This window comes from Streptomyces sp. NPDC043878, from assembly GCF_056435735.1.
The window spans coordinates 92,641-105,653 of the sequence record NZ_JBWKDW010000008.1 but is presented as its reverse complement, the minus strand read 5'-3'; the positions used below and the strand labels follow the sequence as shown (position 1 = coordinate 105,653).

At 73.3% G+C, this 13,013-nt stretch carries 11 protein-coding genes; 10 read left to right on the top strand and 1 reads right to left on the bottom strand.

Annotated elements, in window-relative coordinates:
* Positions 1–345 precede the first annotated feature (345 nt).
* Together fmt and AC07AZ_RS13565 are read left to right on the top strand one after the other, a co-directional pair.
* The gene (fmt, locus tag AC07AZ_RS13570; RefSeq protein ID WP_478847081.1) at positions 346–1,278 is read left to right on the top strand and encodes a methionyl-tRNA formyltransferase; all 933 of its coding nucleotides are present in this window, start codon (positions 346–348) and stop codon (positions 1,276–1,278) included.
* 81 nt (positions 1,279–1,359) lie between these two features.
* Positions 1,360–2,778, top strand: coding sequence for an RsmB/NOP family class I SAM-dependent RNA methyltransferase (locus AC07AZ_RS13565; protein WP_478847079.1), 1,419 nt, complete (start codon positions 1,360–1,362; stop codon positions 2,776–2,778).
* Here the strand turns inward: AC07AZ_RS13565 and AC07AZ_RS13560 are convergent.
* The gene (locus tag AC07AZ_RS13560; RefSeq protein ID WP_478847077.1) at positions 2,759–4,930 is read right to left on the bottom strand and encodes an MMPL family transporter; all 2,172 of its coding nucleotides are present in this window, start codon (positions 4,928–4,930) and stop codon (positions 2,759–2,761) included. The genes AC07AZ_RS13565 and AC07AZ_RS13560 overlap by 20 nt on opposite strands.
* A gap of 134 nt (positions 4,931–5,064) precedes the next feature.
* Here AC07AZ_RS13560 and rpe point away from each other — a divergent pair, with 134 nt between their 5' ends.
* The 8 genes from rpe (at position 5,065) to AC07AZ_RS13520 (ending at position 12,934) form a co-directional block, all read left to right on the top strand.
* A complete protein-coding gene (gene rpe, locus AC07AZ_RS13555; protein ID WP_478847075.1) occupies positions 5,065–5,751 on the top strand; it encodes a ribulose-phosphate 3-epimerase in 687 nt (228 codons plus the stop codon).
* Between the two features lie 78 nt (positions 5,752–5,829).
* Entirely contained in the window at positions 5,830–6,873 is a 1,044-nt protein-coding gene (locus AC07AZ_RS13550) for a sugar-binding transcriptional regulator (protein ID WP_478847073.1), read from the top strand.
* A gap of 39 nt (positions 6,874–6,912) precedes the next feature.
* A complete protein-coding gene (locus tag AC07AZ_RS13545) occupies positions 6,913–7,344 on the top strand; it encodes a guanyl-specific ribonuclease (RefSeq protein ID WP_478847071.1) in 432 nt (143 codons plus the stop codon).
* Positions 7,341–7,679, top strand: coding sequence for a barstar family protein (locus AC07AZ_RS13540; protein WP_478847069.1), 339 nt, complete (start codon positions 7,341–7,343; stop codon positions 7,677–7,679). The genes AC07AZ_RS13545 and AC07AZ_RS13540 overlap by 4 nt, the downstream gene beginning before the upstream one ends.
* A gap of 107 nt (positions 7,680–7,786) precedes the next feature.
* Positions 7,787–9,229 (top strand): GuaB1 family IMP dehydrogenase-related protein, encoded by a 1,443-nt coding sequence (locus tag AC07AZ_RS13535; protein ID WP_478847067.1) that lies wholly within the window; start codon positions 7,787–7,789, stop codon positions 9,227–9,229.
* Positions 9,230–9,522: 293 nt separating this feature from the next.
* Positions 9,523–10,989: an amino acid permease gene (locus tag AC07AZ_RS13530; protein ID WP_478847065.1), complete on the top strand. Its 1,467-nt coding sequence runs from the start codon at positions 9,523–9,525 to the stop codon at positions 10,987–10,989.
* Between the two features lie 10 nt (positions 10,990–10,999).
* Positions 11,000–11,452 (top strand): Lrp/AsnC family transcriptional regulator, encoded by a 453-nt coding sequence (locus AC07AZ_RS13525; RefSeq protein WP_356039959.1) that lies wholly within the window; start codon positions 11,000–11,002, stop codon positions 11,450–11,452.
* Positions 11,453–11,731: 279 nt separating this feature from the next.
* Positions 11,732–12,934 carry an MFS transporter gene (locus AC07AZ_RS13520; protein ID WP_478847063.1) on the top strand — a complete coding sequence of 401 codons (1,203 nt, stop codon included), beginning with the start codon at positions 11,732–11,734 and terminating at the stop codon, positions 12,932–12,934.
* Positions 12,935–13,013 lie beyond the last annotated feature (79 nt).

The following is a 13,013-nucleotide window of genomic DNA, read 5'->3' as shown; positions in this document are numbered from 1 at the left end:
GCCGCGCCCGCCGTCCGCACCCACGGTCCGCACCGGCCGCCCGCACCCACCGTCCGCACCCGCCGCCCGCAGCCGCGCCCGCCGTCCGCACCCACGGTCCGCACCGGCCGCCCGCACCCACCGTCCGCACCCGCCGCCCGCAGCCGCGCCCGCCGTCCGCACCCACCGCCCGCACCCACCGTCCGCCGCCCGCACTCCACCGTCCGCTGCTTGCTGTCCCTCGTCCCTCGTCCCTCATCCCGTCTCCGGGGGCCGTCCTTCCGTCGCCGCCCGTCTCCGAGGTCGCCGCCATAGACTTGTGCGTCGCCCGACGCCGAACTCCGTCCGAGAGGCCCTGACCCACCCATGAAGCTCGTCTTCGCCGGTACCCCCGAGGTCGCCGTTCCCGCACTGGACGCTCTGATCGCCTCCGGGCGGCACGAGGTGGCCGCCGTCGTCACGCGGCCCGACGCGCCGGCCGGGCGGGGCCGCAGGCTGGTCGCGTCCCCCGTCGCCGAGCGGGCCGCGGAGGCCGGTATCGAGGTGCTGAAGCCGGCCAGGCCGCGGGAGCCGGAGTTCCTGGAGCGGCTCGCGGAGATCGCCCCCGACTGCTGCCCCGTCGTCGCCTACGGGGCTCTGCTGCCGCGCGTCGCGCTGGACATCCCCGCTCACGGCTGGGTCAACCTGCACTTCTCGCTGCTGCCCGCCTGGCGCGGTGCCGCGCCCGTGCAGCACGCCGTCATGGCCGGGGACGAGATCACGGGCGCCTCCACCTTCCTGATCGAGGAAGGGCTCGACTCCGGGCCGGTGTACGGCACGGTGACCGAGGTGATCCGCCCCACCGACACCAGCGGCGACCTGCTGACCCGGCTGGCCTTCGCGGGGTCGGGACTGCTCGCCGCGACGATGGACGGGATCGAGGACGGCACGCTGAAGGCAGTACCGCAGCCGGCCGACGGCGTCACACTCGCCCCGAAGATCAGCGTGGAGGACGCCCGGGTCGACTGGGCCACCCCCGCGCTGCGCGTGGACCGGGTGGTGCGCGGCTGCACGCCCGCCCCCGGCGCCTGGACCACCTTCCGCGGGGAGCGGCTCAAGCTCATCCAGGTCGTGCCGGTGACCGGGCGCACGGATCTCGCCCCGGGGCAGCTGTCGGTCGGCAAGAACACCGTCCACGTGGGCACGGGTTCCTACGCCGTCGAGCTGCTCTGGGTGCAGGCGCAGGGCAAGAAGCCGATGAAGGCCGCCGACTGGGCCCGCGGGGCGCGGATCACCGACGAGGAGACCCTCGGCGGCTGACGGCCCCGGCGGGGACCGGCCGGTGACGGGGGCGTCGTACGCTTGGGGGGTATCCCTTCCTGACATCCGGAGCACCTTTCTGTGAGCGACCAGCACCGTCGTCCCCGCAAGCCCGGCAAGCCCTACCGCCGGCCCCAGAAGGACCCCGTCCGCATGCTCGCCTTCGAGGCCCTGCGGGCCGTGGACGAGCGGGACGCGTACGCCAACCTCGTCCTGCCGCCCCTGCTGCGCAAGGCACGCGAGAGCGGCGACTTCGACGGGCGGGACGCCGCGCTGGCCACCGAGCTGGTGTACGGCACACTGCGGCGGCAGGGGACCTACGACGCGGTCATCGCGGCCTGCGTCGACCGCCCGCTGCGGGAGGTCGACCCGCCCGTGCTCGACGTGCTGAGCCTCGGCGCGCACCAGTTGCTCGGCACCCGCATCCCCACGCACGCCGCGGTCTCCGCGTCCGTGGAGCTCGCGAGGGTGGTGCTCGGGGACGGACGCGCCAAGTTCGTCAACGCCGTCCTGCGCAAGGTCGCGCGGGACGATCTCGACGGCTGGCTGGAGAAGGTCGCCCCGCCCTACGAGGACGACCCCGAGGACCACCTCGCCGTCGTGCACTCGCACCCCCGCTGGATCGTCTCCGCGCTGTGGGACTCGCTCGGCGGCGGCCGGGCCGGCATCGAGGACCTGCTGGAGGCCGACAACGAGCGGCCCGAGGTCACCCTGGTGGCCCGGCCGGGCCGTTCCACCGCGGAGGAACTGCTCGGCGAGGAGGCCGCGGTGCCGGGGCGCTGGTCCCCGTACGCCGTGCGGCTCACCGAGGGCGGCGAACCGGGGGCGATCGAGGCCGTACGGGAAGGCCGTGCGGGCGTGCAGGACGAGGGCAGTCAGCTGGTGGCCCTCGCACTCGCCGCCGCGCCCCTCGAAGGACCCGACGCGAAGTGGCTCGACGGATGCGCCGGGCCGGGCGGCAAGGCCGCGCTGCTCGCCGCCCTCGCGGCCGAGCGGGGGGCGGTGCTGCTTGCCTCCGAGAAGCAGCCGCACCGCGCGGGACTGGTGGCCAGGGCCCTGGCCGGCAACCCCGGGCCGTACCAGGTGATCGCCGCCGACGGCACCCGGCCGCCGTGGCGCCCGGGGTCCTTCGACCGGGTGCTGGTGGACGTGCCGTGCACGGGTCTCGGCGCTCTGCGCAGGCGGCCCGAGGCACGTTGGCGGCGCCGCCCCGGCGACCTGGAGGGGTTCGCCCCGTTGCAGCGCGGTCTGCTGGCCACGGCCCTGGACTCGGTGCGGGTCGGCGGGATCGTCGGGTACGCGACCTGCTCGCCGCACCTCGCGGAGACCCGGGCGGTCGTCGACGACGTGCTCAAGCAGCACCCGGCGGCCGAACTCGTCGACGCCCGCCCCCTCATGCCGGACGTACCGGCCCTCGGCGACGGCCCCGACGTGCAGCTGTGGCCGCATCTGCACGGGACCGACGCCATGTACCTGGCGCTCATCCGGAGGACTGGCTGACGGGTTTCTCGGCCCGGGCCGCCGCGTCCGGGCCGCCGTCCTCGCGGGCCAGGCGGCCGGGCCACCACACCCGGCGGCCCACGTCCAGGAACAGTGACGTGACGAGCACCGACCGTACGACGAAGGTGTCCAGGAGGACGCCGAGAGCGACCGCGAAGCCGATCTCGGCGAAGGCGACCATCGGCAGGGTGGCCAGGGCGGCGAAGGTGCCGGCCAGGACCACGCCGGCCGAGGTGATGACCGCGCCGGTCGCCGCCAGGCCCGTCACCACGCCCCGGCGGGTGCCCTCGCGGGCCGCCTCCTCGCGGATCCGGGTGGTCAGGAAGATGTTGTAGTCGATCCCCAGGGCCACCAGGAACACGAAGACGAACAGCGGGAAGTCCGTCTGCTCACCCGCGTAGTCGAAGAGGTGCCGGAAGGCCAGCGCGCTCGCGCCCAGCGCGGCCGCGAAGGACAGCACGACCGTGCCGATCAGCAGCAGCGGTGCCACCACGGCGCGCAGCAGCGCGCCCAGGATCAGCAGGACGACGGCGAGGACCGCCGGGATGATCACGAGGTTGTCGTGCGTCGTCGCCGCGTCCATGTCGAGCAGGGCCGCGGTGCCGCCGCCCACCTGGGCGTCGGCCCCCGGCACGTCGTGCACCGCGTCACGGACGTGCTCCACCGTGTGCTTGGCGGCCTCGCTGTCGGAGCGCGCGGTCATCGTCGCCTCGAAGAGCACCTGGCCGTCGTGCGAGGGTTTCGTGCCCGGCGGGACCGTGAGGCTGCCGGGGACCACGCCCGGCGTCGACGCGACGACCCGGCGGACCTGGTCGCCCTGCGCCTGGTCGGACACGATCACCAGTGGATCGCCGCTACCCGCCGGGAAGTAGCGCGCGGAGACCTCCTGACCGGTGATGGAGTCGGGTTTGCCGGTGAACGCGTCCGCGTTGCCGATGCCCTCGGCGCGCAGTTGCAGCAGGCCCAGGGAGAGGACGGCCAGGGCCAGCGCGGTTCCGACCCAGACGACCCGCGGCCGGCCGGACATCCGGTGCCCCGCACGGGCCCACAGGCCGCGCTCGGTCGGGTCGGCCGACCCGGCGTGCGGGATCGCCGGCCAGAAGATCCAGCGGCCGCAGATCAGCAGCAGCGCCGGGAACAGCGTGAGCATGGCGAGCAGGGCGACGGCCACGCCGATCGCGGCGACCGGGCCGAGGCCACGCGTCGAGTTCATCTCGGCGGCCAGCAGTACCAGCATGCTCAGGACGACCGTCGCCCCGGAGGCCAGCACGGCCGGGCCGGCGCGGTGCAGCGCGAGGGCCATCGCCTCGTGCCGGTCCTCGTGCCGGCGCAGCTCCTCGCGGTAGCGGGCGACCAGGAGGAGGGCGTAGTCGGTGCCCGCGCCGAAGACCAGGACGGTGAGGATGCCGGCGCTCTGCCCGTTGACCGTCAGGCCCGCGTGCCGGGCGAGCAGGTAGATCAGTGCCTGCGCCGTGAACAGCGACGCGATCACCCCGAGCAGCGGCACGATGATCAGTGTCGGACTCCGGAAGGTGAGGAGCAGCATCACGATCACGACGCCCATGGCCGAAAGCAGCAGGGTCGAGTCGATGCCCTCGAACGCCTTGGAGAAGTCGGCGGAGGTGCCGCCGGGCCCGGTGACGTGGACGGCGAGCCCGTTCTCGCTCCCGCCGGTCCGGCCCCGGATGGAGTCGACGGCGGGCGCGATCTCCTGCCAGCCCTTCTTGTCCATGGTGATCGGCACGTAGATCTGGGCGGCCCGCGGCGCCGGCCGCCGGTCGTAGACGGGTCCGCGCGTCTCGGTGCCGCGGACGCCGTGCGCGGTCAGCTGCCTGATCTCCGCCGCGTCCCCGGCGATCCGCTGCCGGTCCTGGACGGTGAGCCCGCCCGCGCGGGCGTAGACGACGACTGCCGGGATCTGTTCCGGCCTGAACTCGTTCGCCGTCCGCAGGACCTGGGTGGACTCCGCGGAGCCCGGCAGCCAGGAGGCCGCGTCGTTGTCCTGGGCGTCGCTGAGTTTCTGCGCGAGAGGTGCCGCGACCACGAGCACGACCAGCCACAGGGCGACGATCAGCCACTTGCTGCGGTGCCCGGTCACGATTCCGATGAGTCCCTGGCGCACCTGGCGCCCGTGGTCCTTCCCGTCCGTCATGGCCACCCCCGTAGCCTCAGCCGCTCGTGATGGGCCGCCCAGCATGGCACGCACGACCCCTGCCGACCATCCGATGAACGGCCCGGGTACGGACCGGGGCGAACAAACGTGCTCGGACATGGGAGGCTTGGGTCATGGCCGCGCAGATCAACCCCAGCATTCTGTCCGCCGACTTCGCCCGCCTCGCGGACGAGGCGCAGGCGGTCGGTGGAGCCGACTGGCTCCACGTCGACGTCATGGACAATCATTTCGTCCCGAACCTCACGCTCGGGGTGCCGGTCGTAGAGTCACTGGCCCGTGCGACGGACACTCCGCTGGACTGCCATCTGATGATCGAGGCCCCTGATCGGTGGGCGCCCCAGTACGTCGAGGCGGGGGCCGGTTCCGTCACGTTCCACGTCGAGGCGGCCGCCGCTCCGGTCAGGCTCGCCAGGGAGATCCGGGCCAAGGGCGCCCGCGCCTCCATGGCGCTGAAGCCGGCCACGCCCATCGAGCCCTACGAGGATCTGCTCCCCGAACTCGACATGTTGCTGATCATGACGGTCGAGCCCGGCTTCGGCGGACAGGCGTTCCTCGACATCATGCTCCCGAAGATTCGCCGGACCCGCGAGTTGATCAGCAAGCACGGTCTGGAGTTGTGGCTCCAGGTCGACGGCGGGGTCTCGGCCTCCACCATCGAGCGATGCGCCGAGGCGGGAGCCGACGTCTTCGTCGCGGGCTCGGCGGTCTACGGGGCTTCCGACCCGGCCGAGGCGGTACGTGCACTGCGCACGCAGGCGGAGGCGGCCACGGTCAAGGCGTCCTGGGCGTGCGACCACTGACTGACAGGAATGTGAACGGCTCTCGTTGGGGCCGATCAAGTGCGCCGGATCTGCGAGGATGAACGGCGTATCCAGAGTGTGAACAGCAGTGAGGAGATGGCCGTGTCGGGTATGTCGGCGGGCCGGTCAGCCATGCGGATGGGACCCGCTGAGCTGGTCCAGGCGGCGGCCATGGCCCGCCGCTTCTATCTCGAGGGCAAGTCCAAGATCCAGATCGCCGAGGAGTTCGGCGTCAGCCGCTTCAAGGTGGCCAGGGTCCTGGAGACCGCCCTCGAACGCGATCTCGTGCGCATCGAGATCCGCGTGCCGGCCGAGCTGGACGCGGACCGCTCGGACGCGCTCCGGGCCCGCTACGGCCTGCGGCACGCCGTCGTGGTCGAGTCCCCGGCCGAGGCCGAGGAGACACCCGACCCCGAGAACCTGGGGGAGGTGGCCGCCGACCTGCTCGGCGAGCTGGTCAACGAGGGCGACATCCTGGGCCTTGCCTGGGGCCGTTCCACCATCCACATGGCGGCCGCCCTCGACCGGCTGCCGCCGTGCACGGTGGTGCAGCTGACCGGGGTCTACGACGCCGGGACCGCCGAGCGCGGCTCGGTCGAGGCCGTCCGCCGCGCGGCACAGGTGTCGGGCGGCGACGCGCACCCCATCTACGCGCCGATGCTGCTGCCGGACGCGGCCACCGCGGCGGCGCTGCGCAACCAGACCGGTATCGCCCGGGCTTTCGAGTACTTCGACAAGGTCACCGTCGCCTGCGTCTCCATCGGTTCCTGGGAGGCGGGCATCTCGACGGTGCACGACATGCTCAGCGACGAGGAGCGCGCGCACTACGCCTCGCTCGGGGTCGCCGCCGAGATGTCCGCGCACCTCTTCGACGTGGAGGGCCGCCGGGTCGGCCGGGACCTGGGCGAGCGGTGCATCACCGTGAAGACCGACCAGCTCCGCCGGGTCCCCGAGGTCGTGGCCATCGCGGGCGGTCAGCGCAAGGCGCCGGCGATCGACGCGGTGCTGCGCTCCGGGCTCGTCACCAGCCTGGTGACGGACACCTCGGCCGCGGACTACCTGCTGACCGCGGGGCCCACGCCCCGGCCGTCGCTCAACCGGGCGGACCCCGACGGGCCCTGACAGTGCGTCAGAAGGGGGCGGCCGTGACAGCATCGGCGCATGGTGCCGCGGTCCGTCCCCCGAGTGTTCGCCGGTCTGCTCGTCTGTCTCGCCGTCCTGCTGGCGGCCTGTTCGCCGGCCGGGAGCGGCGGCCCGGCCACGGGGAGCGGCACCCCGGCCGGCGCGAGTGCCGCCGCCCCCTCGTGGGCCGGCGGCCTGGCCGTCGTCGAGGCGTCCCAACTCCCCGCCGAGGCCCGGCGGACGCTCCGACTCATCGATGAGGGCGGCCCCTTCCCCTACGCCCGGGACGGCGTGGTCTTCGGCAACTTCGAGCGCCTGCTGCCCGCGCGGGAGCGGGGCTACTACCACGAGTACACCGTGCCGACCCCCGGGTCGAGGGACCGCGGGGCCCGCCGCCTGGTCACCGGCCGCGGCGGCGAGATCTACTACACCGACGATCACTACGACTCGTTCAGGGCGGTCCTGAGATGACGCCACGCGTGCTGCCGCTCGACCTCGACGGGGTCACCGACAAGGCGGGTCTGATGGACCGCTGCGCCCGCGCCCTGGGCCTGCCCGGCTGGTTCGGCCGCAACTGGGACGCGCTGGCCGACAGCCTCGGCGACCCCGCTCTCTGGCCCGAGGGCGCCGCCGAGGACGGGCTGCTGATCGTCGTACACAACTGGCCGCCCTACGCGCGGGTGCGCCCCGACGAATGGGAGACCGCACGGGAGGTGTTCGCCGAGGCGGCGGGCCGGACGCCGGCGCTGACGGTGGCCCTCGCCCTTGGAGGTTCCTCCCAGAGCCCCTCTGACCTGCCTGGATGAAGCTACCGGACAGCGCATTCAGGCCGCCGTGGGACAATGAAGCACGTGCTCTTCCCCCTGGCTGACCTGTCCGGGGGTCACCTCTGATCGACTGGGATGTGCGGCACGTGCGTTTCCTCAATGACATCCAGCCCCCGTACGACCTGACGTACGACGACGTGTTCATGGTCCCCAACCGCAGCGCCGTCGGCTCGCGCCAGGGTGTGGACCTCGGCTCCCCGGACGGCACCGGCACCACGATCCCGCTGGTCGTCGCCAACATGACCGCCATCGCCGGCCGCCGGATGGCCGAGACCGTGGCCCGGCGCGGCGGCCTCGTGGTCATCCCGCAGGACATCCCGATCGAGGTCGTCACCGACGTCGTCACCTGGGTGAAGAGCCGCCACCACGTCCTCGACACCCCGATCGTGCTGGCCCCGCACCGGACCGTCGCCGACGCACTGGCCCTGCTGCCCAAGCGCGCGCACAACGCGGGGGTCGTCGTCGACGAGGAGCACCGGCCCGTCGGTGTCGTCACCGACCGGGACCTCACCGGCGTCGACCGCTTCACCCAGCTCGCCGAGGTCATGTCCCGCGACCTGCTGCTGCTCGACGCGGACATCGACCCGCGCGAGGCCTTCAACCGGCTCGACGCGGCCAACCGCCGCTACGCCCCCGCCGTGGACGCCGACGGCCGCCTGGCCGGCATCCTCACGCGCAAGGGCGCCCTGCGCGCCACGCTGTACACGCCGGCCGTCGACGCGCAGGGCAGGCTGCGGGTCGCCGCCGCCGTCGGCATCAACGGCGACGTCGCCGGCAAGGCCAAGCAGCTGCTCGACGCGGGCGTGGACACGCTCGTCATCGACACCGCGCACGGGCACCAGGAGTCGATGATCAGCGCGATCCGGCTGGTGCGCGCGCTCGACCCGCAGGTGCCGATCGCGGCCGGCAACATCGTCGCCGCCGAGGGCGTACGCGACCTCGTCGAGGCCGGCGCGGACATCGTCAAGGTCGGTGTCGGCCCCGGCGCCATGTGCACCACGCGCATGATGACCGGCGTGGGCCGGCCGCAGTTCTCCGCCGTCCTGGAGTGCGCCGCCGAGGCGAAGAAGTACGGCAAGCACGTGTGGGCCGACGGCGGGGTCCGCCACCCGCGCGACGTCGCGATGGCGCTCGCGGCCGGCGCCTCCAACGTGATGGTCGGTTCCTGGTTCGCCGGCACCTTCGAGTCGCCCGGCGACCTCCAGCAGGACGCCGACGGACGGCTCTACAAGGAGTCGTTCGGCATGGCGTCCTCGCGTGCCGTGCGCAACCGCACCTCGGACGAGTCGGCGTACGACCGGGCCCGCAAGGCGCTGTTCGAGGAGGGCATCTCCACCTCCCGGATGTTCCTCGACCCGGCCCGCCCGGGCGTCGAGGACCTGATCGACTCGATCATCGCGGGCGTCCGCTCCTCCTGCACCTACGCCGGAGCGGGCTCCCTGGAGGAGTTCGCGGACAAGGCCGTCGTCGGCGTCCAGAGCGCGGCCGGTTACGCGGAGGGCAAGCCGCTGCACGCCAGCTGGACCTGACCCGCACGCCGTCGGACGGCCCCGGCGCCCTCGGGCACCGGGGCCGTCCGCAGGTCCCCGGCAGCCCCCGCGCAACGGTCGAAGACCCGTGCGCAACGAATTCCCCGCCCGCCGGGCAGGAACGCAAGGATCTTGCGGATACGCGCAAGGTTGCTGCATTACGACCGCGACGCCCCTGCTCATAGGGTCAGGCGCTGTACTGGTGTGGCGGGGACCCCGCTCGGTGGGTCCCCGTTCCCGGGGGTGCCGCCGGTCCCCGCCGCCCCGCGAGGCAGCGACGAAGGAGTCAACGCGTGCTCGACCAAGGCGCACCCCCGCACAACAGCAGCCGGACGGCCCCCGCGTCCCCGGGGCTCGGCGCGCGCCTCATGCGCCGCAAGCCCGTGGAACGCCTGGTCGCCGAGGGCGGCCAGGGCGAGGGCGGAAGCCTGCGCCGCTCCCTCGGACTGTGGCAGCTCACCATGATCAGCATCGGTGCCACCCTCGGCACCGGCATCTTCGTGGTCCTCGGCGAGGCCGTCCCCAAGGCCGGTCCGGCCGTGACCCTCTCGTTCGTGATCGCCGGTCTGACGGCCCTGTTCTCCGCCCTCTCCTACGCCGAGCTGGCCGGCACCATCCCGGTCGCCGGCTCCTCCTACTCGTACGCGTACGCAACGATGGGCGAACTGATCGCCTGGATCTGCGGCTGGTGTCTGGTCCTGGAGTACGGCGTCTCGGTCGCCGCCGTCGCGGTCGGCTGGGGCGAGTACCTGAACGAACTGCTCGACGGGACCCTCGGCGTCACCATCCCCGACGCGCTGTCGGCCCCGCCCGGCGACGGCGGCATATTCAACCTGCCCGCGCTGATCGTCGTCCTGCTCGCGATGGCCTTCCTGATCGGCGGCGCCCGTGAGTCCGCCCGCGCCAACACGATCATGGTCGGCGTGAAGATCGCCGCGCTCGTGCTGTTCTGCGCGATCGGCGTCCAGGGCTTCCGCTCCGGCAACTACGAGCACTTCATGCCGCTCGGCATGGCCGGCGTCAGCGCGGCCGGGGCGACCCTCTTCTTCTCCTACATCGGCTTCGACGCCGCCTCCACGGCCGGCGAGGAGGCCAAGAACGCGCAGCGCGACCTGCCCCGCGCCATCATGCTCTCGCTGGTCATCGTCACCGCCCTGTACGTCCTGGTCGCGGCCGTCGCCGTCGGCGCCAAGCCCTGGCAGCGGTTCAACGACTCCGAGGCGGCGCTCGCCCAGATCATGCGCGACGTCACCGGGCAGACCTTCTGGGGCACCCTGCTGGCCGCCTGCGCCGTCATCGCCATCGCCAGCGTCGTGCTGACCGTGCTGTACGGCCAGACCCGCATCCTGTTCGCCATGTCCCGGGACGGCCTGGTGCCCAAGGTCTTCGCGAAGGTCCACCCGAAGACCGGCACGCCCCGCGCCAACACCGTGATCGTCTCGCTGTTCTGCGGGGTCCTGGCCGCCGCGATCCCGCTCGGCCAGCTGGCCGACGCCACCAGCATCGGCACCCTGTTCGCCTTCGGGCTGGTCAACATCGCCGTCGTGGTGCTGCGCCGCACCCGCCCCGACATGCCCCGCACCTTCCGGGTGCCGCTCTCCCCGGTTCTGCCCGCGCTGGGCCTCGCGTTCTGCGTGTGGATGATGGGCAGCCTGTCCGCCGTCACCTGGGTGGTCTTCGGAATCTGGATGGCCGTCGGGCTCGTGTTCTACTTCGGTTACGGCCACCGCCGCTCCCGACTCGCCACTCCAGAGAAGTGAACCGCCCGCAGTGCTGAACCAACTCGACGAACGCATCGTGCACGCCCTCGCCGAGGACGCCCGCCGCTCCTACGCGGACATCGGGCAGATCGTCGGCCTGTCCGCGCCGGCCGTGAAGCGGCGCGTGGACCGGCTGCGCGCCACGGGGGCCATCACCGGCTTCACCGTACGGGTGGACCCCTCCGCCCTCGGCTGGGAGACCGAGGGGTTCGTCGAGATCTACTGCCGGCACAACACCTCGCCGGAGACCATCCGGCGGGGCCTGGAGCGCTACCAGGAGGTCGTGGCCGCGTCCACCGTCACCGGTGACGCGGACGCGGTCGTCCAGGTCTTCGCCTCCGACATGCGGCACTTCGAGCGGGTGCTGGAGCGGATCGCGGGCGAACCGTTCGTCGAACGCACCAAGTCCGTACTGGTCCTGTCCCCGCTGCTGCGCCGCTTCTCGTCGGGGTCGCCCACCTGAGAGCGGCGGGGGCGGGGGCCGACGGGTGTGCGGGGCCGGGGGCCGACGGGCCGGGGCCGCCCGGATCCGCGTCCGCCGGTCTGACGGTCCGCCGGTCCGCTTCCCTGCCGGCTCGCGGCGCCCCCGCCCCGGCCGCCCCCGTATTCGCTGGCCTGGAACCCCCGCCCGCGCCTAGCATCGTCGTATGACCTGGCGACATTGATTCACCAGCCGTGCCTCCCGAGGGCCGCCTCGGACGCCGTACCCCCGGCATCCGATCCGTCCCTGCGGGAAGGCCCCATGACACTCTCACCCACACGTGTGCCCACCACCGGTGTGCGGCGGCTCACGGCCACGCTGTACGGCTACGCGTTCCTCGACGACTTCGTGCTGCTCTACCCGGTGTACGCGCTGCTGTTCAGCGACACCGGACTGTCCCTGTGGCAGATCTCCTCCCTCTTCGCCCTGTGGTCCGTCACCGGCGTGCTGCTGGAGGTCCCCTCCGGCGTCTGGGCCGACGCGGTGTCCCGCCGGCTGCTGCTGTGGCTGGGCCCGCTGCTCACCGCCGTCGGCTTCACGCTGTGGGTGCTCGTCCCGTCCTACTGGGCCTTCGCGCTCGGCTTCGTGCTGTGGGGGGCGCGGGGAGCGCTCGGCTCCGGGGCCCTGGAGGCGCTGGTCTACGACGAACTGGAGCGGCTCGGCGCGGCCGGACGCTACGCGGGCGTCATGGGCCGTGCCCGGGCGGCGGGACTGGTCGCCGTGATGGCGGCGACCGGACTGGCCGGGCCGGTGTTCGGCTGGGGCGGCTATCCGGCCGTGGGCGCCGCGAGCGTGCTGGCCTGTCTGCTGACCGCCGCCGCCGCGACCCGGTTCACCGAGCAGCGGTCGAAGGCCGCCGCGAGCGACCGCTGGACGGCGACTCTGCGGGCCGGCGTCGCGGTGGCCCGCCGTGACCGCTCCGTGCGCGGGGCCCTCCTGCTCGTGCCGGCCGTCGCCGCGGTGTGGGGCGCGCTCGACGAGTACACCCCGCTGCTGGTGCGGGAGACCGGGGTGGCGGACGGAACGGTCCCGTATCTGCTCCTGTTGATCTGGGCCTGCGCCACGGCCGGGAGCCTGCTGGCCGCGCCGGCCGAGCGGCTGGGCCGGCGCGGGCTCGCCTGGCTGCTCGCGGCCGCCGCGTTCGCCCTGGCCGCCGGCGGCCTCGCGGACACGCCCGCCGGCATCGGCCTCGTGGCCGTCGCGTTCGGTGGCTTCCAGCTGGCGGAGGTGCTCGCCGACGTGCGCCTCCAGCGGCGGATCGAGGCCACCGGCCGGGCGACGCTCACCTCGGTGGCGGGCTTGGGCACCGAGGTGACCACGGTGCTGGTGTTCGGCGTCTACGCGGCGATCGGCAGCCGGGCGGGGCACGGCACCACCTTCGCGGTGCTCGCCGTCCCGTACCTGGCGACCGCGCTGCTGCTGGCGGTACGGCGGCCATTGCGGTCCCGGGGCGAGGTCCCGTAGGTTGTCCGGCATTCGCTACCAGCGGGTAACACCGGTGAGTAACCGGAGTTCCGTGCTGCCGCCCGAACGTCCTGTCGCG

Coding starts and splice junctions, on each gene's coding strand:
- fmt (WP_478847081.1), top strand. CDS start 346: ATGAAGCTCGTCTTCGCCGGTACCCCCGAGGTCGCCGTTCCCGCACTG.
- AC07AZ_RS13560 (WP_478847077.1), bottom strand. CDS start 4,930: ATGACGGACGGGAAGGACCACGGGCGCCAGGTGCGCCAGGGACTCATC.
- rpe (WP_478847075.1), top strand. CDS start 5,065: ATGGCCGCGCAGATCAACCCCAGCATTCTGTCCGCCGACTTCGCCCGC.
- AC07AZ_RS13520 (WP_478847063.1), top strand. CDS start 11,732: ATGACACTCTCACCCACACGTGTGCCCACCACCGGTGTGCGGCGGCTC.
- AC07AZ_RS13545 (WP_478847071.1), top strand. CDS start 6,913: ATGGTGCCGCGGTCCGTCCCCCGAGTGTTCGCCGGTCTGCTCGTCTGT.
- AC07AZ_RS13540 (WP_478847069.1), top strand. CDS start 7,341: ATGACGCCACGCGTGCTGCCGCTCGACCTCGACGGGGTCACCGACAAG.